At 50.5% G+C, this 26,982-nt stretch carries 18 protein-coding genes and 3 tRNA genes; 14 read left to right on the top strand and 7 right to left on the bottom strand.

Annotated features, from left to right (window positions below):
* Positions 1-100 precede the first annotated feature (100 nt).
* Positions 101-6,838, top strand: a complete 6,738-nt coding sequence (locus ACXJJW_RS00755; RefSeq protein ID WP_456473805.1) for a right-handed parallel beta-helix repeat-containing protein — start codon at positions 101-103, stop codon at positions 6,836-6,838.
* On the top strand, positions 6,835-9,228 hold the full coding sequence (locus ACXJJW_RS00750) for a COG1470 family protein (RefSeq protein ID WP_456473804.1): 2,394 nt from the start codon (positions 6,835-6,837) through the stop codon (positions 9,226-9,228). The genes ACXJJW_RS00755 and ACXJJW_RS00750 overlap by 4 nt, the downstream gene beginning before the upstream one ends.
* 6 nt (positions 9,229-9,234) lie before the next feature.
* Here ACXJJW_RS00750 and ACXJJW_RS00745 read toward each other — a convergent pair whose 3' ends face one another.
* Both ACXJJW_RS00745 and ACXJJW_RS00740 read right to left on the bottom strand, forming a co-directional pair.
* Positions 9,235-9,594: a P-II family nitrogen regulator gene (locus tag ACXJJW_RS00745; protein ID WP_456473803.1), complete on the bottom strand. Its 360-nt coding sequence runs from the start codon at positions 9,592-9,594 to the stop codon at positions 9,235-9,237.
* A 5-nt stretch (positions 9,595-9,599) separates the two neighbouring features.
* Positions 9,600-10,838, bottom strand: a complete 1,239-nt coding sequence (locus ACXJJW_RS00740; RefSeq protein ID WP_456473813.1) for an ammonium transporter — start codon at positions 10,836-10,838, stop codon at positions 9,600-9,602.
* A gap of 226 nt (positions 10,839-11,064) precedes the next feature.
* On the opposite strand from ACXJJW_RS00740, the gene leuS reads away from it, so the two are divergent.
* Complete coding sequence (gene leuS / locus ACXJJW_RS00735; RefSeq protein WP_456473802.1) at positions 11,065-13,917, top strand: leucine--tRNA ligase; 2,853 nt, start codon at positions 11,065-11,067, stop codon at positions 13,915-13,917.
* Here the strand turns inward: leuS and minD are convergent.
* Together minD and ACXJJW_RS00725 are read right to left on the bottom strand one after the other, a co-directional pair.
* Positions 13,883-14,611 carry a cell division ATPase MinD gene (minD, locus tag ACXJJW_RS00730; protein ID WP_456473801.1) on the bottom strand — a complete coding sequence of 243 codons (729 nt, stop codon included), beginning with the start codon at positions 14,609-14,611 and terminating at the stop codon, positions 13,883-13,885. The two genes, leuS and minD, sit on opposite strands and share 35 nt — an antisense overlap.
* Positions 14,612-14,614: 3 nt before the next feature.
* On the bottom strand, positions 14,615-14,998 hold the full coding sequence (locus tag ACXJJW_RS00725; protein ID WP_456473800.1) for a response regulator: 384 nt from the start codon (positions 14,996-14,998) through the stop codon (positions 14,615-14,617).
* Between the two features lie 72 nt (positions 14,999-15,070).
* On the opposite strand from ACXJJW_RS00725, the gene ACXJJW_RS00720 reads away from it, so the two are divergent.
* From ACXJJW_RS00720 to ACXJJW_RS00700, 5 genes are all read left to right on the top strand, one after another.
* A complete protein-coding gene (locus tag ACXJJW_RS00720) occupies positions 15,071-15,730 on the top strand; it encodes a DUF434 domain-containing protein (RefSeq protein WP_456473799.1) in 660 nt (219 codons plus the stop codon).
* Between the two features lie 11 nt (positions 15,731-15,741).
* Entirely contained in the window at positions 15,742-16,467 is a 726-nt protein-coding gene (locus ACXJJW_RS00715; protein WP_456473798.1) for a proteasome assembly chaperone family protein, read from the top strand.
* Positions 16,468-16,476: 9 nt separating this feature from the next.
* Positions 16,477-16,863, top strand: a complete 387-nt coding sequence (locus tag ACXJJW_RS00710; RefSeq protein WP_456473797.1) for a DUF473 domain-containing protein — start codon at positions 16,477-16,479, stop codon at positions 16,861-16,863.
* Between the two features lie 97 nt (positions 16,864-16,960).
* Positions 16,961-17,035, top strand: a tRNA-Arg gene (locus tag ACXJJW_RS00705).
* 121 nt (positions 17,036-17,156) lie between these two features.
* Positions 17,157-17,231: transfer RNA gene (locus ACXJJW_RS00700), tRNA-Glu, on the top strand.
* A gap of 180 nt (positions 17,232-17,411) precedes the next feature.
* Here the strand turns inward: ACXJJW_RS00700 and ACXJJW_RS00695 are convergent.
* A complete protein-coding gene (locus tag ACXJJW_RS00695) occupies positions 17,412-18,110 on the bottom strand; it encodes a hypothetical protein (RefSeq protein WP_456473796.1) in 699 nt (232 codons plus the stop codon).
* A gap of 222 nt (positions 18,111-18,332) precedes the next feature.
* A complete protein-coding gene (locus tag ACXJJW_RS00690) occupies positions 18,333-19,547 on the bottom strand; it encodes a phospholipase D family protein (protein ID WP_456473795.1) in 1,215 nt (404 codons plus the stop codon).
* A 129-nt stretch (positions 19,548-19,676) separates the two neighbouring features.
* Here ACXJJW_RS00690 and ACXJJW_RS00685 point away from each other — a divergent pair, with 129 nt between their 5' ends.
* Together ACXJJW_RS00685 and ACXJJW_RS00680 are read left to right on the top strand one after the other, a co-directional pair.
* Positions 19,677-20,891 carry a TIGR00375 family protein gene (locus ACXJJW_RS00685; protein ID WP_456473794.1) on the top strand — a complete coding sequence of 405 codons (1,215 nt, stop codon included), beginning with the start codon at positions 19,677-19,679 and terminating at the stop codon, positions 20,889-20,891.
* 4 nt (positions 20,892-20,895) lie between these two features.
* Entirely contained in the window at positions 20,896-21,090 is a 195-nt protein-coding gene (locus tag ACXJJW_RS00680; protein ID WP_456473793.1) for a hypothetical protein, read from the top strand.
* Here ACXJJW_RS00680 and ACXJJW_RS00675 read toward each other — a convergent pair.
* The gene (locus ACXJJW_RS00675) at positions 21,080-22,450 is read right to left on the bottom strand and encodes an asparagine synthetase B family protein (RefSeq protein ID WP_456473792.1); all 1,371 of its coding nucleotides are present in this window, start codon (positions 22,448-22,450) and stop codon (positions 21,080-21,082) included. The genes ACXJJW_RS00680 and ACXJJW_RS00675 overlap by 11 nt on opposite strands.
* A 51-nt stretch (positions 22,451-22,501) precedes the next feature.
* Between ACXJJW_RS00675 and ACXJJW_RS00670 the strand changes: the two genes are divergently transcribed.
* The 4 genes from ACXJJW_RS00670 (at position 22,502) to ACXJJW_RS00655 (ending at position 26,718) form a co-directional block, all read left to right on the top strand.
* Positions 22,502-22,576 (top strand) — tRNA-Glu (locus ACXJJW_RS00670).
* A gap of 420 nt (positions 22,577-22,996) precedes the next feature.
* Positions 22,997-23,683, top strand: coding sequence for a hypothetical protein (locus tag ACXJJW_RS00665; RefSeq protein ID WP_456473791.1), 687 nt, complete (start codon positions 22,997-22,999; stop codon positions 23,681-23,683).
* 3 nt (positions 23,684-23,686) lie between these two features.
* A complete protein-coding gene (locus tag ACXJJW_RS00660; protein WP_456473790.1) occupies positions 23,687-25,375 on the top strand; it encodes a DUF8426 domain-containing protein in 1,689 nt (562 codons plus the stop codon).
* 20 nt (positions 25,376-25,395) lie between these two features.
* Complete coding sequence (locus ACXJJW_RS00655) at positions 25,396-26,718, top strand: McrC family protein (RefSeq protein WP_456473789.1); 1,323 nt, start codon at positions 25,396-25,398, stop codon at positions 26,716-26,718.
* Positions 26,719-26,982: the final 264 nt, after the last annotated feature.

Raw genomic sequence — 26,982 nt, 5'->3', positions numbered from 1 at the left:
CCTACCCTTCTTCTGGCCAGGCAGGTATGGGGAAATGAGGAAAAAATCATTGTTGGCGGTTATATTAATAATCATTCTGAGCCCACCTGCAGATTTTTCTATGGAGGGAAGGGAAATTTATATTAAAAAGCAGATATATTTCCCTGGAGATACAATTGAGATAGAATCAAATTTTATGCCTGAAGATGCCTATATTCTGACCCCAATAGGGACTGAAAAAATAGAATTTGAAAAGAAGGCGGATGCCTATCTCGCAGAATTCCCCCTCAAAAAGAATATCGTCCTCGGAAACTACACTATTTTCGTGGATGGCATCAGCAGAGAGGTTTATGTGGACAGCTACTCTCTCGTGGCAGAGATTGTCAACAACACCATTCACGGAAAGGTGAAGTACTACACGGCAACGCCGGGAAATGTGAGCTACACCATAATGCCCGCGAACCTCACCGGAGAGGCTGAGGTGGAGGGCGGAAGATTCAAAATCTCCCTGCCCCATAATGGTACCTCAGGTATCCTCAGGCTGGGCAACACCGAGCTTAATATAAGCCTTCCATTAAAAAAGCCAGAGCATAAAAGAAAACTGAAGGTTGGCGAGACCTATTTTCCGGGCGAAGTTGTGGAAATCAGAGCAAACTTTAAGCCAGAGATTGCCTTTATTGCCGACCCTCTGAACAGGACAGCAGAGCTGAGCTTCGAAGAGCAGAATAAGACTTATGCTGCCTGGTTCAACCTGAGCAGGGAGGTGGTCCTGGGGGAGTATACCGTATCTGCCGATGGGGTTGTTAAACGCTTTGTGGTGGACTTTTATGAGATAAATGCGAGCTTTAATGGAAGCTCGATTGGGGGTTATGTGGACTATTACTTTAGAGAACCCGAGAAGATTTACTGGAGGATTGCAGACTTGGAGGGATATTCCGGGATAATTAACGGCAGTTTCACAATCCCCATAGACCTCCCTCCGGGAAACTACTCTGCCTTCCTGAGCTCAGGAAATGCCGAGCTCGCGTTAAACTTCACTGTTGTAACTGTTGTAAAGAAATTAAAGGGAAAACGGATAGTGGCCTATGACCCGGTAGAAAGGAAAATAATTGTCAAATTTGAAGAATCTCCAGAAGTTGAAGAAGAATCAAAAAAGAAAAAGATGAAACCCCACAAGATTCGCAAATTCCTGGAGATGAAGTATCCTGCAAGCAAGAGAAACCTCAAAAAATTCGGGTTTCCCCAGGAGATTCTTAACACAACCCTTACGGTAAAGAGGATAAAGGACGACAAGATAAGGGTTGAGCTGAACAGCAAGCTCGAGGTGTGGTACAGGTTCAGGGCTGAAATACCGCCGGGCTACAGGGTCAAGGAGATAGTGGGTGATGACGGCAGGAGGATAGTAAACAACCTCAGCGTAAACAGGAGCACAGGCGAGGTTACAGGGGAAATGAGATGGTATGTGGAGAACTCCACCCTCTACTTCTACGACGATCCCATCTGGGGCTATGACATAACCCTGACACCGCCGGCTCCGAACAACTCCATTGCAATAGAACTCGCCTACTCCGGAACCACCTCCGGAGCGGGGCAGATTTCGGCAGTGGTTTTTCCCTACTCCCAGGGCGATGACTCGGCAACCATAGCAACCTACGATCACGCAGGCAGAACTGAGGACAACGCCTATGGCAACGACATAGACATAGATGCCGGCTCAAAGATCGCCCTGAGATACAGGTACCTGCTGGGATTTTTGAGGGAGAGGCAGTACGGGAATCCCTACGGTGGAGGAGCCCTGGGAGACGACTACATAACCCACCTCAACAGGGAGGATGTGCCCCTCAACACGGTGCCCGATGGAACCCTGGAGAGCGTAATAATCACCGACATGGAAACCCCCCTGTTCCAGCAGACCCAGCTGAATATAACCCAGAAGGTTATAATCAGGGACAACAACAGGTGGTTTGCCACTGTTTACTACATAAAAAACATCGGTGAAAGGGACCTCCAGGACCTGCGCTTCTTCCAGGGGATGGACTGGAACTTCAGGGGAAGCTACACTGGCGACAACAGCTACTACAACTCCACCCACGACCTGGTCTACGGCTACGACACCAATGCACCTCCCGGAGATATTCAGTACGGCGGCTACAGCTCCAACCTGGGAAGTTCAGCCCACGATGTAGACTGGTACTACTGGATATGGACAAAAATAGCTGGTGACAGCCTTGCCAACGGCTCGACATATACGGGAGACGCCGCAAATGCCCTGGCCTGGGATATACCCTCCCTAAACATTGGTGACACCCTGGTGATACCGATAATATGGGGCCTGGGGTACAACCTGAGCGACATGGTAGAGCAGATAAACGCCGGGAAATCGGTAATCTATGACGCGGGAATTAAGTCCATAGACTACCCGGCGAACAACTCAAAATTTAATCCAAACACAGTACAGGTAATCTACTTCAATGCAACTGCTGCCCTCTACGGGCTGGTGGACGCGGAAAACCTCAACGTAACCTTTAACATCACCCGGATAGAAGGAGGCTACTCCTATGAGAACTACACCTACGTCAACCTCTCTGTACCCTTCAATGAAACAGCGCAGGTTTCCTTCCCCCTCAACATCTCCGGCATGCCCTACGGCAGCTACAATGTCACCTTCAGAACAAAGCTTGCGAATGACCAGAATTCAAGCAACGACCTGAAGTGGATAGTAATACACCTCATTGCCTTCACCATAGAGCCTGACCAGGAGAAGACGGGCAGCGCTGGTGAGGAGGTGTTCTACAACCTCACCGCGGGCAACTACTACTCCGCAGGGAGATTTGACGTGAACATAACCCGGAGCACCAAAGCGTGGGCGAGCAGGGTATACAATGCCAGTGCAGTTGCAGCCGAAGATACAGATGGAGATGGGGCATGGGACTACATAGCCCCCGGCTATGACAGCAACGCCAACGGACTGCCCGACATCTACCTCCCCTCCGGAGAGAGCAACATCACAGTCTCAAAGGTTATATCTTCAGGCGCCCCCCTGGGCGAGGTGGATTTCACTGTGTTCGACTTCATAAGCACAGCAGACCCGGGCGTCAGCGACGACGTGACGCTGAGCACCAAGACCCCAGAGCCACCCTCAGAGCCCAAGAGCTTCTACCTCCACGGAAACCTGATGCTGAACACCTCCCGGGATACATCAACCGCAAATTACACCCCGATTTCCCCCAACACCCTCCAGTCCTGGTATCAGAGCCCCAGCTTCGCAGATGATTTTACAATCTCGGGCAAGATTAGGGTATCCCTCTGGCTGAACTCCTCCTCTGCAGCAGCCCTGCACACAGTAACAGTCTCCCTCCTGTATACCGATGGCACCACATCGACGGTGCTGGGCTCCAACACCAGCAGATTTGCCCCTGGAGCCACGCCAGCTCTCCAAACCTTTGAAATCACCCTCGACTCCCAGAAGACCATTCCCAGGGAGAACTACCTCATCCTCAGGGTGGAAAACTCCCAGACTGTGCAGACCCTCTATGTTCACCACGATGCCAGCTACAACTCCAACATCACCCTGAACACCACCACCTATGTCAAGGTTTATGAGATATCCCGGGATAAGACCTCCTACAAACCTGGAGAAACTGCAGTACTCCTCGCAAACATAACTGACCCCATAGGTTCCTACGATATCGCAGGGGCGAACATAACCATCTACTACCCCAACAGCACCTTATACATACAGGATGCAATGGACCTCAACTCCACCGACCCGGGTACGCCACCTCTGTGGAAGCTGTTCAACTACTCCTTCCTGCTTCCCGTTGAAGGGGTATACACAATAGTGGTGGAAGGGGTAGAATCCAACGGGGTTACCGACAGCCTTAGCCACAACCTGTCTGCCTTTATCCGGATTTATGGCAGGGTTTTTGAAGACCTAGGCAGCCTTGGTAGGGCCTTCAATCCCTCGGAGGATGAAGGGGTTTCAAAAGTAAACCTTACCCTTTTCATAGATGACGGCGATGGCATCTTCAACCCATCGCAGGACCCAGCCTATGCCACAGCCACCACCAACAGCTCTGGATACTACAACTTCTCAGTGGGGCGGGGTATCTACTTCATAGGCGTCAACTCAAAAACTGTAAATACCACCAGGGGTTTGAACCCCGGCTATACCCCCGATGACATCTGGGCAGAGCAGAGCTTCCAGGTGGAGTGGAACGGCTCTGCACATGCCGGCAGGACTAGATTTGGAGGTCAGAACCCCGGAGTCAGCGACAGCTTTGGCACGCGTTTCTTTGACGACTTTGAAAGCTGGGAAGGCTGGCAGGACTACAGGAACGGTGTGGTGGAGCAGTCCTCTGCAGTTTCCTATAAGGGGAGCTATAGCCTCAAAAAAACAGGATTCAACGACCCCAACGGGGGTTATAAGCTCATAGGCACCGCTGTGAGCAGAGATATTGTGCTCGAGGGCTACACCTACCGCCCGCGCCCCTGGAGCGGGGGAGCAATCGACAGAATTGGAATTGAAGACGGCAGCTTCAACGGGTACAGCTTCCGGGTACATCACGGCCAGAACTACATATCCATCGACAGACGCACCGGTGGTAGTGCAACAGAGATCAGCAGCCGGGTGACCTGGAATCCGCCGGAAAACGGGTGGTACTACTGGAGGCTATTTCTGTACGCGAATGGAACAGTGAGCTTCTCCACCTACTATGTCAATGGAACCCTGGCGGTGAGCGTCTCAGCCACCGACAGTACCTACTTCAATTTCGACCGTGTTGTGGTGCATGGCGGCTATGAGTACTATGTGGACAACCTGTATCTGAGGTCACTGAATGCAGATTATGAGCACCTAGCAAGGGTGAATACCTCCGCCTATGCCGGTGAGAGCCTGGACTTCGGCTTCAGCTTCGACGTGGTGGTCAACGCCCGCGATGCCGATGACGATGCGGGTGCAAGATATGCTCAGGGTGCACTGAGGCAGTTCATCCAGAACTCCAACGCCATCGCCGGGAGGCAGAGGAGCTATTTTGTTATGATGACCACCCCCAACTCCCAGGATGCAAGCGGAAGCTGGTGGACCATAGCCCTGAACACCTCCCTGGGTGAGCTCCCGGTTGTGGCGGAGGAGGTGGAGCTGAATGGAACTGTCCTAACCCAGGATATGGGCGTAAATGACACCAACCCGGGATATGTGCTCTACAGCTACAGCACAGAGACGCTTCAATCCTACAGCACCCAGGAGGAGCTGCCGGTGGGGATTGGCTCTGACTCAGTGCCCTTCAGCGGAGACGAGGTCAGGATAAAGGCGGTGCCAAAGCCGGAGGTGGAGATATATGGAAATGGAATCCTCGGCTCAGTTTTAAATATCACAGCCAGCAGCACCACAATTTCAGATATTTCAATCTTCGGGGCAGGAACCAACTACTCCTCAAGTGGGTGGTGGAACTATGGTATCGGAATAAAAGCTGGCATGCCCGAAAATTCATATGGAATGAACATCCAGATAAGAGAGGCCATGGTGGGGCTCAGGGCAAATGGAAGCGACCCCGTGCAGAGTGGTTTGAACAGGAATGAATACGCCGGAATCGCCGTCTACTCAAACAATACCAGCATCCTGGACTCCGCTGTAGCCTACAACGGAGCTACGGGCGTGTTCTTCTGGGGCGACTATGTTGACTATGCCCTGGTTAAAAATGTCATGGCGGTTAGAAATGGCATGATAAGAAGCGCTGGCGATGGGTTTGGTGTGGAAGGTTATGCCTCGGGAGGCTACGACCAGAGGGCGAGCAATGTGACCTTTGAGAACTGCCTCGCCTCAAAGAACGCAGGCTTCGGTATAGATTCCTGGTTTGCGAAAGAGGGGATAAGGGTACTGAACTGCACACTGGAGCTGAACGGCGCTGGAAATGAAAGTGGCGAAGCTGTGGAGTTCGGCGGTATAAGGGCTCTGGCAAATAGCAGCCTTGTTATGTACACTCTCATCAGGGACAATGAGGGTTCTGGTATCGTTGTCGGAAGGATGGCAAACTTCTCAACCTCCGGCGTAAAGATAACAAAAAATTCTATCTACAACAACTCTGGCACAGGCATAGACATAGACCCGCGGTTGAACGACGGCGGTAGCTACAGCGGAGATAATGTGACGCTGAATGACGGTCTTCTCAACCTCAGCCAGCCCAACTCCGGCATAGACTACCCGGTGATAACCCACGCATATCTGAACGGGAGCCTGCTCTATCTTGAGGGCTTCATGGGCAATGAGAGCGAGGGTGCAAGTTCAGCCTTCGGGAGTGCAGAGGTGGAGATATACATGGTTAAAAACTCCACTGATGGAGACAATCTGAGCGGAAACAACTACTCGGCCTCAGGGGCGCTTTCAAGCCACTACGGCGAGGGCTGGCTGTATATGGGCACGCTGGCAGCGGATGCAGGAGGTAGGTTCAATGACAGCATTGACATCGCGGGTAAGGGGGTAGCTGGCGGGGCTGTGCTCACGGCCACCGCAACTTCAGCCGGCGATGGAACCTCAGAGTTCGGCAAGAATTATCAGCTCGGACTCTACCCCAGAAACATCTCTGCATCAATAGCACTTCTCGGGCTTAATGCAACCATAAACGTCACCGCATACAGCAGAACACAGCACGGAGTCTATGTCTACTGGCTCAAGCCTGAGAACATATCCATCGCCGGCATGAGCGGAGATTACACTTATTCTGCGGTAAACGGCAACATCTACAGATGGAGCTTTGAAGTGATTAAACCCGGCGAAACAAAGCAGGTCTTCCTGAACCTCTCAGCCTCCGGGAGCTACTCCCTCACCAGAGCCTATATGATAGGGGTTGATCCGGAATGAGGGTGCTGATAATAACACTGCTCGTTCTCCTGGGCGCAGTGGAGGCGCTGAACATCACCGAGTACAGGGGAATGGTTTTCTACTCCAACGGCTCCCAGGATATCTATACAGACATACTGCTGGTGAACTCCACAGAACTGTACGGAACAAACATAACCTACAGGCAGAGCTTTTTTATCCCCTTCCCCGGAAACTATGCCTTCTCCCTTTCTCCGGAGCCCTTTAACCTGAGTGTGACGGTTGAGGCACAGAGCAGCGGGGTGGTCTACAGGATAAAGAACAACTACAGCTTTGCCATCAACATAAGCGCCAGAATAACAGGTGCACAGGGAAACCCGGTATGCGGAAGCTACTGCGTACAAGCCAGGACTGCGGGGGGTGAGATAACAGCAAACTTCTCTATACCCGCCCTTAAAACAGGTGTGCTATTTATAACACCCGTCTCCTCTCTGGCAAAGGCCGGAAACTCCTACCTTAAGTTCAGCTTTTCTTCTTTTGCCGAGATGAACTCCACAGTCCCCCTCCTGCTGGACGTTGAGAAGAGCAGCTATGACAACACAACCTGGCATGCAAGTTTTAATGTTAAAAATCTTCAGGGAAGAGACGCCTTTGTACATGTCAGAACCTGGTATGTGGTCAACGGCTCAACCCATGAGCTTTCCAATTACTCATACCTGCTCCCTGGAAGGAATACCTGGAGCACCAGCACAAATGTGGTTACCGGTGGTGTGCCAACCTTCTATATATCCGCCAGTGCAGTGAACAGCTCAAAGAGGGAGGTTAATGTTAAACCCGCCTATCCTGTGAACCTCTCTAATCCGAACGCCGGATACGTTTATGGCGAAGCCCTTGTTCTCAGCAACATAACCGCTGTCGTGACATCTCCGCTGAGGCAGATTGAAATCACCTCCTTTTCTGTGGTTCCGGAGGCAGTTACCTATAATCAGATAGTCGACTTCATCATCGAGGTGAAGAATACAGGCAGTATGGCAGAGATTATTGAGCCCGAGATAGAGATATATGCTGGAGGCTCTCTCGTGAAGAATCTGAGCCTCCTGCCCCAGGCCCTCGCAGCCGGAAGCAATGCAACGATTTCAACCAGCTATCTTGCAACCCTGGATACGAGGGAGTATCGTGTGGTTGCAAAGGTATACTACAACAACCGCTCTTCCTATGCCTCCGCACAGAAGATGTTCAGCGTAATATCAGGGGGTGAAGAGGTTTCAGGGGAGATTAAAAAGGAGACCCCCCGTGTGAGGTTCCCCCTCTTTCCGGTGCTCATAGAGGGCAGGCCGGGTGAGACCTCGGCGGTGTCCTTTGAGGTGGAGAATCCTTCCGGCACAGGGGTGAGCGACCTGAAGCTTGAGCTCGCGGGTATTCCTGCTGATTGGGTGAGTCTGCAGCCCCGTGAGGTCTCTCTGGCGGGCGGGGAGAGCACAGGTATAAACCTCGCAATAAGCGTGCCCCTGAGCGCACTGCCGGGAGACCATAAAGCTGTACTGAAGCTGAGCAACGCTGAGGAGGAGGCAAGCGCCTTCTTCATATTCAGAATTAAGCCCTACCCCCCGAGATTTGAGAAGCCGGCGGTGCTGAGGAAGGTTTACCTGGATGAAAGGCAGAACAGCGCCAGGGTGAGTATGGAGGTCGAGAACTCGGGGGTGAGGGTGGAGGCAATGGAAATTGTGGAGGAGATACCCAAGGAGATAGCCTCGCATGTGGCAGAGATAGAGTTCAACCGCGATGTGAGGGTGATTGAGGCAGACCCGGTAGTGGCGTGGCGCCTCTCCGGCGTGGACCCCTACGAGATCTACACGCTGGAGTACCGGGTGAGTGGAATCGCCGAAAGGTATTCGCCGTACATATACTGGTCTTTGAGGCAGCTGAATATGTTTTACAGGACGGTAAAGAGTGTTGAGCTGCTCCAGTTCTCAGGCGCCCTTGCAGCGTATGCAACGCCGGGTGAGGAGGCTGAGGTGAGGCTGAGGGTGACCAACCCCTCGCAGGAGGCGCTGAAGCTCACCTTTAAGATAGCAATACCCCCCGGCTGGAAGGTTGACCCGCCGGAGATTACAAGACTCCTCCTCCCGGGATATGTGCAGGAACTGGTTTTCAGGGTGACCCCGCCGCAGGATGCCACGCCCGGGAGCTACACACTGGTGGCGACGGTTACCGGCGAAGACAGCGAAGTTTCACAGCCGCTGACGCTTATCCTGCAGGAGGCGCCGAAAAGGCTGGACATAAGAAAGTTTCTGATACCGGTGCTGACCTTTGTGGCGCTGCTGTTGCTGGTATACGCAGCTGCAATCAAATACAGGAAGAGGAAAATCTACCGCAGGGATGTGGTCGATGCGGTTGGAAGAATAAAAAGGAGCATGGAGAAGGAGAGGTAAAGGGGGTCAGCAGGCTTCGCCCTCCTGGCCCACTGCCGCCTCACCGCGCTCCCCTGTGCGCACGCGTACCACATCCTCTATGGGTACAACAAAGATCTTGCCGTCTCCGATGCTGCCCGTTCTGGCGGTCTCAACTATGGTCTGGATAACCCTGTCTGCAAACTCATCGCCCACAACTATCTCCAGCTTGACCTTGGGCAGGAGGTCCACGCGGTACTCCCTGCCCCGCCACTGATGCACTATGCCGCGCTGCCGTCCCCTGCCCCTGACCTCGCTCACAGTCATGCCAATGCAGCCTATTTCTTCCAGCGCCAGCTTGACCTCGTCCAGCTTCTCGGGTCGAATGATGGCTTCAATTTTCTTCATCTTCTTCACCTCAATACAGCCTCCTCGGGATAGGCATCTGTCCTGTGATAGGCTATGTCAAGACCCCTGAGTTCATCCTCCTCTTTGGCCCTGAGCCCTACACTGATGTCTATGGCCTTGTATAAAATTGTTGCCGCGGCAAGGGCGTAGACCACAGCTATCAGAGTGCCCACAAGCTGGGAGAGGAAGCTGACCCCGCCTGCACCGCCAAGCATTTGCAGGCCGAAGATGCCGGTGGCTATACCACCCCAGGCCCCTGCAAGGCCGTGGAGCACCCATACGCCCAGCACATCGTCTATCTTGAGCACCTCGATTTCAAACCTGAATCCCCACACAAATATAGCTCCTGCCACTGCGCCCACAACCAGAGCGCCCAGGGGATGGTAGATATCGCTTCCCGCGCACACCGCAACCAGACCTGCGAGCACGCCGTTGTGCAGGAAGCCGGGGTCATTTCTTGATAGCAGGGCAGCGGCAAGACCTCCTCCAGCCATGGCGAGGGTGGAGTTCGCCGCAACCAGCCCGAGGTTGAGTGCATCCAGGGCTCCGGCGCTGGCAACATTGAAGCCGTACCAGCCAATGGCCAGAAACCAGGAGCCCAGGGCAACGTAGGGCACAGAGTGAATTGGAAACTCCTTCACCTCGCCATTCACAAATCTGCCTATCCGCGGGCCGAGAATGTATATCGCGGGGAGAGCAAGCCAGCCGCCAATCGCGTGCACAACCACAGAACCCGCAAAGTCATGGAAGGGTGCCCCGAAGAGCCTGGCAAGAAGTCCGGAGTCGCCACCCAGCGGATTGCCGAAGATGGCATTTGAGTCCCACACAAGGCCCTCGAAGAGGGGGTATATGAGGGAGGTCACGAACACTGCCGCTATTATGTGGGCCCTGAAGCTCACCCTCTCTGCCACGCCGCCGGAGATTATGGCTATTGCTGCCGTGGCAAAGGTGAGCATAAAGAAGTAGTGGGCCAGGTTGTACTGCAGCCCTGCCTTTTCAATAGCTCCCACATCCATGAGAACAAAATAAATGCCGTGGGCAATGCCGTAGCCCAGGACGAAGTATCCGACGCCAGCCACAAGCCACTCTGTGAGTATCTTGTTGAAGGCGTTCACCACATTCTTCTTCCTCACCAGCCCTGCCTCAAGAAAGGCAAAGCCAGCGTGCATTGAAAATACCAGAACCCCGCCCCAGATCAGAAAGAACATACTGCTGGAAGTTTGAAAGACCTCGGCATCTATCATAACAGGTACCTCCTTCAAATTTTGGGTTCTTATGGATAAAATAAATAGGAATTTATAAGAATATTTAAGAAAAATTAAGAAATAATCATAATCTTTATGAAATATTCATAATTATCAGAGGAGAAAAAGCGGAATCTCATGCCGGTAAACAGCGCTGCCCTGCCTTAAGCCAAAAGGGCAAAATTTTAATAGCGTTAAGGGCGATTCACAAGTGCGAGGTAGTACAATGCATGCAGATGAGCTCAAGGAGATAGACAGGAAGTGGGCAGAGCGCTGGGCTCAGGATAGGATCTTTGAGGCGGATCCAGATGACAGGAAGAAGGTTTTTGTGACCTTTCCCTTTCCCTATATGAACGGCCCCCTCCACCTGGGGCATGTGTTTACCTCAACGCGGGTTGATGTGTATGCGCGCTTCAAGCGCATGCAGGGCTACAATGTGCTATTCCCCTGGGCATGGCACATCACCGGCGAACCAATCGCGGGCGCTGCGGAGCGCGTCAGGCGTGGGGATGAGCAGCAGATTCGCATATTCCGGGACATCGACCGCGTCCCAGAGGAGGAGCTTAAAAAGTTCACAGACCCGGAGTACATAGCGCGGTACTACATCCGCGAGTCAAAGCTCGCGCTGAGGGAGCTGGGGCACAGCATAGACTGGAGGCGGGAGTTCACAACCACATCGCTTCACCCGCCCTTTTCCAGGTTTATAGAATGGCAGTACCTCACCCTGCGCGATAAGGGCTATGTCACCAAGGGTACGCACCCGGTGGTGTGGTGTCCCCACGACGAGTCGCCAACCGGGGACCACGACCGCCTGCGCGGCGAAGGGGTCTCGCCCACAGAGTTCATCCTGCTCAAGTTCCCCTTCGGCGACGCCTACTTTGTGGCGGCAACGCTCAGACCGGAGACTATTTACGGCGTGACAAACATGTGGCTCAATCCAGAGGCGAGCTATGTAAAGCTCCGCGTGGGCGATGAGCGCTGGGTGGTGAGCAGGGAGGCTGTCGCCAAGATAAAGGAACAGAAAGATGATGTAAGCATTGAGGAGGAGCTTCAGGAAGAGGAGCTAATAGGAAAGCGCTGCATCGACCCGATTACAGGACGGGAGATCCTCATACTGCCCGCAAGCTTTGTTGACCCTGACAATGCCACGGGCGTTGTCATGAGTGTACCCTCGCATGCACCCTACGACTACATCGCCCTGCGCGACCTTCAGCGCTCGCCAGAGAAGGTGGCAAAGTACGGCATAACCAGAGAGGAGCTTCTCAGCATAGAGCCCATCTCCCTCATAAAGGCGCCAGGCTACGGGGAGCACCCTGCGATAGAGATATGCGAACGCATGGGCATCGCTGACCAGAGCGATGAGCGCCTTGAAGAGGCGACCGCCGAAGTTTACCGTGAGGAGTTCTACAAAGGCGTGCTCAGAGAAATCACCGGCAAGTACGCCGGCAAGAAGGTGAACGAGGCCAAGAAAGAGCTAATTGAGGACTTCATCGCCCGGGGTATAGCAGACAGGATGTATGAGCTTACGGAAGAGGTGGTGTGCCGCTGTGGTACGCGCTGCCTTGTAAAAATCCTCAAGGATCAGTGGTTCCTCAAGTACAGCGATGAGGAATGGAAGGCTCTGGTGAGAGAGGCTCTGGCCGGGATGAAGATATTTCCGGAGGAGGCGCGCTCCAACTTTGAAAACACAATAGAGTGGCTGGAAGACAAGGCATGCGCGCGAAAATCTGGCCTGGGAACGCCCCTGCCCTGGGACCCCGAGTGGAAGGTGGAAACCCTGAGCGATTCTACGGTTTACATGACCTTCTACACCATCGCCAAGCACATAAATAAGCACAGAATAGGCGGCGACAGGCTGAGCAGAGAGGTGTTCGACTACCTGTTCTATGGCAGGGGCAAAGCAGAGGAGGTGGCGAGGCAGAGCGGCATAGCGCGGGAAACGCTTGAGGAGATGCGCCGTGAGTTTCTCTACTGGATGCCAGTTAACCTGCGAAACTCTGCAAAGGAGCTGATACCCAACCACCTGACCTTCTTCATCTTCCACCACGTGGCGCTCTTTGAGCGGAAGTTCTGGCCCACTGCTATAGGCGTCAATGGCATGATGAGCATCGAGGGTGAGAAGATGTCCAAGAGCAAGGGCAACTTCATCACCCTCAAGGATGCGCTGCGCGATTACGGGGCAAGCGTCACGCGCTGCACCCTGCTGTACGCCAGCGAGGGCATGCGCGACCCCGACTGGCGCTCAAAGAATGCCCACGATATGGCAGTCAACCTTCTGGCGTTCCTGGAGCTGGCGGTGCAGATAATCAACCTTAAAAACTCCCGCAAGGAAGAGAGGAGCATTGACCACTGGCTGAGGAGCAGGATGCAGAAGCACATAAGGCAGGCAACCGCCAGCATGGAGGAGTTCAAAACACGCTCAGCATTTCAGGCAGGCTTCTTTGATGTGTGGAACGACGTAAGGTGGTACCTGCGGAGAGACGAGCCTAATAAGGAGGTGCTTCTCGAAGTTCTGCGCGACTGGGTGAAGCTCCTTGCACCCTATGCCCCTGCACTCAGCGAGGAGATATGGAGCCTCATGGGTGAGGAAGGCTATATCAGCCTTGCCCCCTGGCCGGAGTACCGCGAAGAGCTGATAAATGAGGAGGCTGAGCTGGGCGAGGAGCTCGTGGCGAATACCCTCAGGGACATAGAGAGCATAATGCAGGTCACAGGGCTCAGCCCCGGAAAGATCTACCTGTACGTGGCCCCGCGCTGGAAGTGGCGCATGCTCGAGGTACTCAGCCGGCTTAAACCCGAGCTCAAGAATGCCATGCAGGTGCTGATGGGTGAGGAGGAACTGAGAAAGCACGGCAGGGAGATTGCAAAGCTCCTGCCGGCACTGGTCAAAGACCCTGCTAAGATAGAGTTCCACAGCTACGTGGATGAGGCACGCGTTCTCGAGGAGGCGAAGCATTTCTTTGAGCGCACCTTCAAAGCGGAGATAGTGGTGCAGCGCGCCGGTGAGGCAGGTATCTACGACCCCGCGAAGCGAAGCGCCAAGGCTATGCCCCTGAAGCCGGCGATTTATTTTGAATGAGCCTTTTCGCAAGCTCCCTTATCCCCCTGGAGGCAGGAGACTCTGGATGAGATGTTACTAGGGGGATGCCCTCCAGTACAGAAGTTCTAATCAGGCGGTCATCTTCAATAACCACCAGAACCTCCTCCTCGAGAACCGCCTCCATCTCCTCCACCGGTATGTCGTACTCATGCCCCGCCCTGTTAATCACAAACCCCAGAATCTGCTTGCCCAGCCTTTTCGCAATCCTTCTCACCTTTAGAGCACCGGTAACTGACAGGATATCCGGGTTGAGCACAATAATAATCCCATCCCCTGCATCAATAGCGACAAAGGCATCCTCATCAAAACCCGGAGGGGTGTCTATAAGCACAAAATCGTACCTCTCTTTAATCCAGGAAGCAAGCTTTTTCAGCCGCTCCAGTTTGAGCTCCCTCATAAGAGCGGTAAGCTGCACACTGCCGAACACTGCACTCACTCCCGGGCTGACTTCTCTCACCACCTCATATTCAGCGGCGCTCTCAGAGAGGTAGTCGTGAAGTGTGGCGTCATCTTCCAGACGGTATCCGAAAAGCAGGCTGAGAGTTGGGCCCTCTATATCTGCGTCAATCACAGCCACGCTGTAACCGGCATCTGCCAGGGCAACTGCAAGATTTGCGCACACTATGCTCTTACCCACCCCACCCTTTCCAGAGGCTATGGATATGCACTGCATGAGTTAACCTCTTGGTGGGGGATTCTTAAGAAGCCATTCAACGCTTCTTGCAAATCTCTCTATGTCTATGGGTTTGGTGAAGTACCAGTCTGCACCGCTGTTCTCAAGGGCACGAACCTTGTCCTCATCTTCAGACTTTACTGTCAGCATGGCAACTGTTATGGAGCTGGTTTCATCGCTCTGCTTTATCATCTTGCACACCTGATATCCGCTCATCCTAGGCATCATTATGTCCAGAAGGACCAAATCCGGCTTCACCCGCTTCAACTTCTCCAGCGCCTCCTTTCCGTCTCTGGCGGTGATAACTGTGTGCCCCTCCCTGGTGAGGATTTTTTCAATAAGCACAAGAATGTCCTTTTCGTCATCTACAGCCATGATTGTTGCCATCTGGTAGACACCCCTTTCTACCTTTTTACTGCATCCATAAAATACTTTTCTTATAACCGCCAATTAACCTCTGTGAAAGATGCGATATGCGACCTGCGCTACCTGCTTGAGCGGGGCTACAGGCGGACTACAGCGGTGAAGGTGGTGGGAGACAGATACAGGCTCAGCAGGGAGGAGCGCAACCTGCTGCTGCGCTGCGTTTATCCCCGCGCAGAGGCGGAGATGCACAGGAAAAAGCTGCTCACCCCCGCGGAGGTTAAAGGCCAGACCCTCGTGGTGGACGGCTACAATGTCCTCATAACAGTGGAAAGCTGGCTTCGCGGAAAACCGTGTATCGCCTGCGATGACGGGTTTGTGCGCGATGTGAGCGGTGTCTACGGTAAGCACAGGCACACCGGAGTTACCGACACCGCCCTTGAGGGTATCTTCCAGGCTCTCGGCGAGCTTTCTCCGGCCAGGGTTAGGTTTATCTTCGATTCCATGGTCAGCTTCAGTGGCATGCTGTGCTCCTGTATAAACGGCAGAGCGCGTGAAGTTGATCTGGACATCGAAGCCAGAACCTCGCGAACACCCGATGCAGAGCTTGTTGCAAACAGGGGTATAATCTGCACCAGCGACATGGCGATAATTGCCCGCGTGCCGCGCGTATTCGACCTTGCGGGTTATGTTATCCCGGCAGACTACCTCCTGCACTTACCTGAGTGTAAAGATTTATATGAACTCAGGTTCTAATTATCATAGGGATGGAGATGACAGAAGATGTCAGGATTGCTCTTCTCAGGGAGCTTGAGGAATCGCCAATAGTAATTGAGGGTTTGCCCGGTGTCGGCCTGGTGGGCGGGATAGCGACCAGTTTTATGATAGACAGGCTGGAGATGGAGCTCGCCGGCTTCGTGGAATCGCGCTTTTTGCCGCCGGTGGCGCTGCTGCGCGAGGGCGTTGCACAGCATCCCTTCCGGATTTACACAAAGGGCAGGGTAGCGCTTCTGTACAGCGACGTGCCCATCGCCCCTGCACTTGTTTACGACCTGAGCAAGAAGATAGTAGAGTGGGCTTCCAATGTCAAGGCGGAGCGGGTGATAACCCTCGCAGGCATCCCCTCACCCCTCAAGGAGCCGGCGGTCTACGGCGTTGCCACAACGAAGGAGATGACCGATTACCTCAGGAGCCAGAATGTGGAGATACTCCGCGAGGGAGTGATAAGCGGCATGCCGGGACAGCTTCTGCTTGACTGCGCCCAGGTTAGCATACCCGCACTGTGCCTGCTCGCCCAGACGCCAGGGATGAATCCAGACCCCAGGGGGGCTGCAGAGCTCATAAGGGTACTCAACCGTCTGCAGGGCTTCGAGATAGATGTGGAGCCCCTCATCCATGAGGCGGAGGCGATAGAGGCAAAGATGGAGGAGCTGGCGAAGCAGACCCGCAAGCTCAAGCAGCAGGAGGTACGTGAGCTTCCCATGTTCTATTAGGTGGTGAGCATGAAGGTCTACGGTTTAACAGGAATCTCTCGACGCATTATAGATGAGCTGGTGGAGCATGGAGTTAAAACCATCGAACTGCGAAGCTCTCAGAATGTGCTCGCTGCCTCGCGGGCGAAGGTTGGCGACCTGGTGTTTCTCACACATCACAGCCTCGAGGACCTTGTGCCGGGTGCAGAGGGTGTGCTTGCCCAGATACTGGAGAAGAATGTGGGCTTGCGCAGGGTGGGCATCTTCTCCCATGAAGAGCCCGAGGAGCGGGAAATGCTTGTGGCGCGGCTGAAGCTCAGCCTGGTGAACATATGCAGGGCTTCAAAGTACGAGGCAAGCAGCGAGTTCAGGGAGGTTACCTTCTACTTCAGCGCATCTGCGTTTGAGTGCTGGTAGTTTCCGAAGGGAAAATGTTTAATAATTCTTTTCAACAGCACTCTAATCCCTCTCTAGTAACCTCCAGCAACCCTAACTTATTTGCAGGAGGTTCTGTGGACTCGTAGCCTAGCCTGGACAAGGCGTCGGCCTTCTAAGCCGAAGATCGCGGGTTCAAATCCCGCCGAGTCCGTCATATAGGGGCCTTCCCCGCCCCTATCACCCCTTCCGAACCATATAAGGGCGCCTTCCCCGCCAGCGTTACAGCAACCTTTTCCATTGTAAATCTTGCCTTTATGGTAACTTATTTTAAAGCTCCGGTAGTGTAGCCCGGCCAATCATGCCGGCCTTTCGAGCCGGCGACTCGGGTTCGAATCCCGACCGGAGCATGGCAGGGGAGGGAATGTCCCTCCCTTTGTTCACCCTATCGCTTCGCGAGATGGGTAACCACAATGGAAGAGTCCCAACTGGGGCATCCCTTAGCACTGCAAAAGTCTTTGGAGCTTTAAAACCCCAAAGGCGGGTAATATACCCACAAAAGAAGCATAATGGTAATGCAATATTGCTATCTATTTAGGTGGAGGGTTTTTTGGATTTTTTTCTACTGTGCCTCCATGAAACGTTTTTTTACCACTTTTTAGTATTCCCTTAAGACTTGATGCAAAGCGGTTGGGCCTTGAAATCCCAAAATCCGATGTAGGTGGCAATTTAAGACCCGCCGCTGCAGCTACATCTTCTATGAAATCTGTGCAGTTTTGAGATAAAACTCTATATGTATATTTCGTCCAAGCTTTCACTGTTTTAATAATTGCATTTTTTTGTTTTGTCGTAATTGGATAACATATCCTGTAATGCCAAATGCGTGTAGAATCATCCATCATTATTCCTTGGGTACTGATGGGATTCCCCCCATTTGGATAAAAGCCATAGCCAGCTTTAAAACCATTACATTCTAAAGTAACCCACGAATGACCTGATGAAGTTCCTCCATTTCCCATATCGACATAGAAACAAACCTTACAATTTTTTTCATGACATTTTGGATACTTCAGTTTTTTAGAAGTCCCCCCTGCGCTTGACCGTGGAGAGGAATCTGAAGAAGACCTCTCTGAATCCGAAGAACCAGACATATCAACAAGTATCTCTTTCTCATAATCGGGAGGTAATTCTAACCGCTCTTCCCTATCTGGTAAATGATTCCACCCTCTAATCAAAAAAGCAAATAATATAATTGCCCCAACCACTAAAACAAATATTTCTACAATCATTCAAGAAAACCTCCTCGGTCCTCTAAATATTTTTGCTACATAATAAAACTTTCGGTTGAGAAAAGAGAACGTATAGACTTACCTACGTGAAATAAGCTTGATTTTTTTTACACGAAATAAAACCTTCGATGCTGAACCAGGAGGAGAGTTGTCAACTAAAACAGACTTCTAGGCTCAGGCGTACCGGAGCACCACCTCCTACCAACCCTCCTCACGCTACACTCAGCCCCTCCTCTCCCTCATAAACTCCCTCGTGAGGGTGACGCTGTGCTTGGAGTTCCAAACCTTCTCGAAATACTCCATCGCCGCCTTTGCAATCTCCTCATCCTCTATCCAGATACCTGCCTCGTAGTTCTCCCAGAAGCCGGTCTGCGTCAGGTTCGCCGAGGAGGCAATCACCTCCTTTCCGTCCACAATTATAAGCTTGGAGTGCACATTCTCATTCAGCTTCACAGTGCCGGGGGGGAACATATCCAGAAACCTCTCCAGCGCGAAGCTCTGCCTTCGATTCTCAATGTACTCCCACTTATTGCCCACCTTTCTGCGCTCATACCAGGGCCAGGTTATTATTCTCACCTTCACCCCGCGGTCTGCGACCTGCTTTATGCTCGAAGTAAACCAGTCCACATAGAATATCCAGGGCGAGGTTATAGCCACCTCATGCTTGGCACTCCTGATGGACTCCTCCAACTTGCTTATTATATCGCTCTCTCCCGGGTGGCCTGGCAATGTCTTTATAAAACCCCTTCGAATAACTATCCTGCTGCGCCCACCCGAATAAAAGAAATATCCAACCGCACCAAGGAGGGCTGCAAGTATGAGGGTTAAAACAATCGCATGGATGTTCCAGGCAACTGTGAAATCCGCTGTAGTGAGGTAGCTCTCCCCGGGGTAGAGAATCCTGCGCTCCCAGACTGCACCCTTCCTCTGACCCTCATATATAAGCTCCGCCCCGGGGTCCAGCCTCACTATCTTGTAGCTTTTAAACAGGCTCTCAGGCAGGAGAAAGGAAACGCGTATGCCGTTGATGGGCCACTCAAAGAAGTTGCCCTCGATATCCTTGAACTTCCAAACCCCATCCCCCCTCTCAGTGGCATCCGGAACATCCAGCTTTATCTTTACCTCATACTCCTCACCCGGAGCGAAGGTGCGTCCAAAAAAGAATGTAACCCCTCTCTTATCCTCTGTCAGCCTGTACTGGACACCCCCCTTGGGAACATCGTACACCTCAATTACCCTTGAACCCTCGCGAGAGAATGTGAAGCTGGAGGCATACTCCAGGGGAATGGGCTCCTTCTCAGGGTTCACAAATTTATAGGTGATTGTAACTATACTGTGCTCGGGACTCTTAAAATCGTACTCTGCCTCAATGCCCATTATAATCCCAGAGCCCTGAACAGTCTGTTCTGCGAAGGCGACAGGAAAAAGCGCTAACATTAAAATGAGGGATATAAACCTTCTCACACTTAATCCTCCTGACATAATCAATAATCTCTGCTGCAATATGAATCTTTTGTCATACAAAGACTTTAAGTATTCACCTGCGAAACTAATTTCGGTGATGTTTTGGAGATAAATGCTGACCTCCACATCCACAGCCGCTACTCCGGTGCAACCTCCAACAATATGCGAATAGCCATCATAGCGGAGCAGGCCCCCCTCAAGGGTCTGCATCTGGTGGGAACAGGAGATGCCCTCCACCCTGCCTGGCTGGAGGAGATCCGCTCCCTGGAGGAGGTGGCGGAGGGTATATTCCTCGCCGGGGACACGCACTTCCTTCTAACACTGGAGGTGGAAGATGCAAGAAGGGTTCACCACCTGATATTCCTGCCCTCCCTCTCCACCGCAGAGGAGCTGAGGGACAGGTTCAGAAAGTACTCGGTGGACATGGAAAGAGACGGCAGGCCTCATCTGATGCTTAAGGGCGAGGAGATCGCCGACACGGTCAACGACGTGGGCGGCCTCATTGGACCCTCTCATGCCTTTGTACCCTGGACGAGCATATACAAGGAGTATGACTCGCTGCAAGAATGCTATGGCAATGCCAAAATAGCCTTCCTGGAGCTGGGACTGAGTGCAGACACAGAGCTGGCCGACACCATAGCCGAGCTCCAGAACATAACCCTCCTCTCAAATAGCGACGCCCACTCGCCCTGGCCCAGCAAGCTGGGCAGAGAGTTCAACAGGTTCAGGCTAAGAGAGATAAGCTTCACTGAGATAAAGCGCGCCCTCCTTCGCCAGAAGGGTAACGGCGTTGTGCTGAATGTGGGCTTTGACCCCCGCCTGGGCAAGTACCACCGCACCGCATGCATAAAGTGCTACACCCACTATGAGCTTGAGGAGGCCACAAGGCTAAAGTGGAGGTGCATCCACTGCGGGGGAAGAATCAAGAAGGGTGTGCGCGACAGGATACGCGAAATCGCCACCTGGACGGAGCCTCACCACCCGGAGCACCGCCCCCCGTATCTGAGAATCGCCCCCCTGGCCGAGATAATCGCGCAAGCTCTGACGGTGAGCAACGTCTACTCAGCCCGCGTTCAGAATCTGTGGCGCAGCCTTGTGGTGGCCTTCGGGAGTGAGATACGCGTACTCGTGGATGTGGAGATAGGGGAGATTGCCAAGGTCGGGGGCGAAGCAATAGCCGAGCTCATACGCCGCTTCAGGGTGCAGGACTTTGAGATAATAGAGGGAGGCGGGGGCAAGTACGGAGAGATAATCTTTAACAAACAGGCGAAGAAGCCAAAGGCTACGAGGCACCAACTCCGCCTGGACAACTGGTGATAAAATGCGAAGAGGAGATAAGCTCATCCTGGACATCCTTGAGAGCGTCTACCCCAAGGAGCTCAGCATAGAGGAGATAGCAAAAATCACAGGCGAGAGCAGGACCTTCGTGGCAAGGCGCCTGCTCGAAATGAAGGAGAAGGGCTGGGTTGGGCTGAGAAGGGAAGAGGGCGGGGTTTACTTCAGGCTCAGGAGGTAGAAAAAAGCTCAGAGAAGCGCTTCCCAACGTACTCCCCCGGGCTTTTCCCCTCTGCACGGGCAAGCTTTTTCAGCGCCTTTGCAACGCCTGTGGAGTACTGCACAGCCTTCTTCTCCCGCATTGCTATGTCTTCCGGGAGCCCGAGCCTCCTGGCAGCTTTTCTCAGGATGTACTTGCGCGTTCCATTGGCAATCTTCAGCTCTGGCGGTAGGGAGAGGGCCACCTCCACCACACGGCGGTCCAGATAGGGGTGGAGAAGCTCTATCTGCGCCGCCATGGCCGCCTTGTCGTCCCGCTCCAGGTTCACACTGTAGAGACGCTCAAAGTCCCTGCGCAGCTCTCTGCGAAGCTCCTCCCTGCCCAGCGCAGCATACCTGGCATAGCCAGCGAAGAGCTCATCGCTCCCCTGTCCTGTGAGGAGCACCTTCTCTCCGTTAGCCTTCGCCAGCTCCGCCGCCAGGTAAATGGGCATGGCGATGCTCAGCTTCAGGGCATCGGACTCCTCAATAGCATAGAGCACGCGCTCGACTGCGGCCTCCACATCCTCATGGCTTATCTCTTCGAGCACAACCTCCAGGCCGAGAAATTTTTCTATTCTCAGCCTCTTCCAGTCCAGTGACCCTGGCAGGGCGACTGCATAAAGTCTGGGCTCATAGCCCAGGTTTGCGCATATGCATGCGATTAGGGAGCTGTCCACACCGCCAGAGAACAGTATCCCGAAACGCTCAATGTGCTCTGCTCTCTTTTTGACGGCGCTCACCAGGGCATCTGCAAGCTCAGCCTCCGGCTCAGCGACACTGCGAATTGAGCACCTCTTCACGCCCAGACGCCCAACGCCGCGCTTTGTCAGGGAGACAACCTCCCCAGGATTTAAGCTTGAGGCTTCCTCCCCCATTGCCCAGAGCGCCTTCTTCTCTGAGGCAAAGTTTCGCCCTGAGAAGTACACCGGCTTTGTTCCAGCAAAATCGCGAGCGAGGACTATTGCAGCACCGTCGCTTACCGCAAAGGCGAACTCGCCGTCCAGCATGGAGAGAGCCTCCGCCACAGCCTCCAGGAGATTGCCGCTGTAGTGCTCTTCCACCGCATGCAGTATCGCCTCACAGTCGCTTCGCGTTTTAAAATCATGCGACGCCAGCCTTTCCCTGAGTTTGCGGTGGTTGTAGACCTCGCCATTGGCGGCAAGGACCAGACCCGAGCACCCCGCCACCGGCTGGGCATCCCTGGAGTGGGTGGCATGCAGAGCGTGGACAAGGCAGAGCTCATCCCCCGCGAAAATGCCATACCCATCGCTACCCCGATGCTTCAGAAGTTCAAGCATTCCAGCAGCACTGGCTGAGAAACCTCCGGCGATTGCGCACATTGCCCCTTCAAGAAATATTTACCAAGTGAAAGCGGGCAATATATTCGATTTGCTCCGGTAGTGTAGCCCGGCCAATCATGCGGGACTCTCGATCCTGCGACTCGGGTTCGAATCCCGACCGGAGCATGGCAGGGGAGGGAATGTCCCTCCCTTTCATATGCCACTGGGGGATAGGTACGAAATTTTACTCGCTTTTTACGCTTTTATGTTTCAAGTGGAAGATTGGGTTATGCAACGGGTTTATGAGTTGCTGAGCTGGTGGGTAGAGGGAGTTGAGAGAGAAGTTTTAGATAAAGTTGAGGAAAATCGTAAAGTAGGCGGTAAATGCATCTTATGTGGTTAAGCTTTAGAATGAAAAATTCGATTACGATAGAAATGCTTATATACTTATTTTTTACATACAAACGTATTACTATGAGTGATTTTACAAAACTGTTGTGGATACTAAGAGGAGATTGGGAAATAAATACTTTAATTGGCACAGGAAAGACTACAACGCTAGAAAACTTGCTGTTAATCTAATAGAAAATAATGAGGATGAATTAGATGATCAACAGAGAGATACATCCTGTAAATCTAGAGAATAAGGAGAATATAGTAATAAGTGGCCTGAACTACAGTCCAAACAGGCATCTTGATGCATGTACCGAAGAACAGAAGAGAAATAATGTAACATGTAATGAGGCAGAAAGATGCTTGAATGAATATGAAAATGGATGTATCAGCTCATGGGCTTTTAGCGATGGTGAACACTATCTGCGTAATATAAAATCAAAGAATGTTGTTAAATATAGGTGCCTGTTTCTGGTTACTAGGCATCCAGCAGATAGAAAACAATATTTTTCTGGAGTAATATTTATTACTGATACTAACGATGATGAAAATCTTAAAACCTGGATCACTGGGGAGCCAATTCCATTTGATGAGCAAATCGTTGAGTGGAATGGACATTATCGCGTTGAAAAGTGGATATCCAACAGAGGGGCTCTGGATATACTTGAAAAGTACTACTCACAAGTACAGGAGCAAAAGGTTAAACAGATGATAGATTTCTACAGGACAGGCAAACTTCCTGGATTCCTGAGCGACTCTGATAGCGAGTCTGCAGAGAACTTTTTCGGTGAATCTCTAAAAATCAAAAAGCAAATAATCCTCTATGGACCACCTGGCACAGGGAAAACCTACAGAGCAAGTGAGATTGCTGTAAAGTTTATAGAATTGGAGGAGGTTTAAGGGATGGGAGAAGAAATTCAATATTGGAAAGTTTCACCTGGCCATGAAGCTCTTTATTGGGAAGACTGTAGAAAAAATGGGGTTATTGGTATTGGCTGGTGCGATCTTGGAGATTTAAATAAATTTGAAGATTATAATGATCTTAAAGAATATTTTAAAGAGATATATAGGTCTAAAATAGGAAACAATTGTAGTCAAGTTTGGAATTTTTACAAGGAAATGAAAAAATATGATATTATTATTGCCAACAAAGGTATTAAAGAAATAGTTGGTATTGGCATTATTATCAGCGATTATTATTTTGACCCCGATAAAATTCCGCAGCATCACCAATTAAATTATAAAATATGCCATTTACGTGACGTGAATTGGATATATACTACTGATATAGATAAAGGATACAAGATTCAGAAAATAAAACGCTGGAGGAGCGGAACTGTAATGCCACTTGAAAGAGGTAAAGACTTTGAAATTGTAGAAGCCATGATTAAAAAGCAAAAGATAAATTTAGAATCCAATGCTGGTAACAAATATTTCCATAATTTACTCATCACCAAAAAACAGATCATCCTCTACGGTTCCCCTGGTACAGGCAAAACTTACAAGGCGAGAAAATCTGCTACAATTTTCATCTCGGAGGAGGCAAACATAATGGAGTATTCTGAAGAAAAATTCCTGAAGCTTAAAGAAGAGGGGAGAATAGAGTTCGTAACCTTCCACCCAACCTACAGCTATGAGGAGTTTGTTGAGGGCTACCGACCTACAGATGATGGAAAATTCAAGCTGGAAGATGGTGTATTCAAGCGAATCTGTAAGAGGGCATTCTACGACCTCTGCAAATCGGCAGGTATTTCTGTTAAATCTAAGAATGGGATAGAGGATACATGGACAGAGTATTTTGGTAAAGATGGAGGAGGATTTGGTGAAGAACATATTGAAAAGGTACGGGAAGCAATGGAAAACAATAGCATTAAAAAATACGTCTTAATAATTGACGAAATAAACAGGGGTAACATATCAAAGATCTTCGGCGAGTTAATAACCCTTCTAGAGCCCGACAAGAGGATAGGTAGCAAGCATCAGACCATTGTAACCCTCCCCTACTCAAAGGAGAAGTTTGGGGTCCCGCCTAACCTGTACATCATAGGCACCATGAACACCGCTGACAGGTCAATAGCTCTGGTAGACATAGCTCTCAGGAGAAGGTTTGGGTTTATCGAGATTCCGCCTGAAGCCGAGAGATTCTATGAAATTTTAGAAAAAGCATCTGACGGAAAGATAACTGAAGATGCCGCAAGAAGCGGATTAAATGGTCTTGATATCTCAGAGCTTCTCAAAGCCATGAACAAGCGGATAACCTTCCTTGCCGACAGAGAAAAGCAGATTGGGCACGCCTACTTCCTGAACATCTTCAGGGATGAGAGCGGAGATTATGTGGATGACCCCGACCTATGGAAGCAGAACCTCCACAGAATCTGGTTCAATGAGATAATACCTCTCCTCCAGGAGTATTTCTACAACGATTATGAAAAGATTAAGAAGGTTCTCGGCGAAGCTGGAGATGAACTCATTACAGAAATAGATAATCCATTTGAAAATGAGGGAGAACTAGAAGACATCAGGCGTTATGAGATAAAAAATGTAGAAACTGCTGAGGAATTAATTGAGATACTAAAGCAGGTATATGTCTGATAACACTGGAGAACAGACATATGAACAAAACAATAATCATATTTGAGTATGAACAGGATATAAAACTGGATAAATCAAATGAATTATCAGATAAAGAGAAAGGCAAATTAATAGAAATAAATGACAAACTCAAAAAACTGCTGAAGGCTGATACCGACATCATAACGGTGCTTCATGGAGATAAACTAAGAACTTACCATTATGTTGGTGTGCTTCAGGTTGGCAACAAGAGAATCCAGATACTCCCAAAATTATACAGACGTAAGGGGGAAGATGAAAACAAAGTAAATGAAGCTCTAAGAAATCTACATTTCATGCTTCAGTACACAATGGATTTGAGAATTGGAGAAACTTCAGAATCTTTATTCAAAAAGGGTGATATACTTGAGATATATATAACAATGTTTTTAGCAGAGCTTGAGAATATATTGCAATCATCAATTTTTAGAGAGTATATTACCGTTGAAGAGAATCTCTCAACGGTAAGGGGAAAACTACTCTTAGCCCAGCACATAAAGAGCAACGCTGTCAGAAATCTTCCTCTTGCCTACTGCGAGTTTGATGAGCTAACTCAAGACAATCTAATCAATCAGACGATAAAATACACTCTTAGAATCCTCAAAGTGGTATCTAGAAGCTATGAAAATCATAGAAAAATAGATCAGCTTCTATTCATCTTTGATGATGTGAGCGATAGGGTAATTCTGCCATATCTCAAGGATAAAATCCACTTCAACAGGCTAAATCTACACTTTAAACCAGTTGTAGATAAGTGTTTTATGTTCATAAGAAACTTTTCTGTGGATTTAAGTTCAGGCAGATTTGAATATGGGGGGATAGTTTTTGATATGAACAAGTTATTTGAAGAGTTTATAGGCAGAATAATAAAGAAGCATAAAAAGGATATTGGATTGAAGGATTATCAGATTAAGTTACAGTATAATATCGGTAAATTGGATAAAAATGGAAACATTGTGCCAAAGGCAGATATTGTTATATTAAAAAATGATAAAATCCACATGATAATAGACACTAAATATAAAATTGACTACAAAGAGAAGATTAAACCGTCAAATCATGACATATATCAGATGATAGCTTATGGTATAGCAGCAAAGTGTCCGGAAATCGTTCTCCTCTATCCAAAGCCTTATAATTATTCAGAAACCAGCAAAGAGCCAATAACTATCCCTCTATACAAAAAATATGAGTGTTACGCAAATTGTGATATGCCACGAGAGCTGAAAATTCATGCTAAATTTGTAGATTTAATGAAAATGGACCTTAAAAAGAATAAAAAAGAAATAATAACTGACTTAAAACATGTGGTAAGGCCATTGTAAATTAAAAAATGGATAATAAACAAAAAGGAATTTAAAAATGCTTTTCTCAACTTTCCAGCAATTTTATACTTTCCTTAATCAATTAGTATATATTATGGAATCTTTATTAATCTATAAAAATTATTATACAAATCTCACACTGCATCATAAACCTACGTTATTATTAAAGCGATAAAGAAATTATGTAGACTTTTATAGTGGCTCAGGCTACCCTACCAGAGCACTACCTCTTTTTCACGACCCCCTGGCCCCCTATGAAAAGGG

The organism is Candidatus Pyrohabitans sp., from assembly GCF_054014795.1.
Note: the sequence above shows the minus strand (reverse complement) of the source record. Positions and strands in the feature narration are given on the sequence as shown.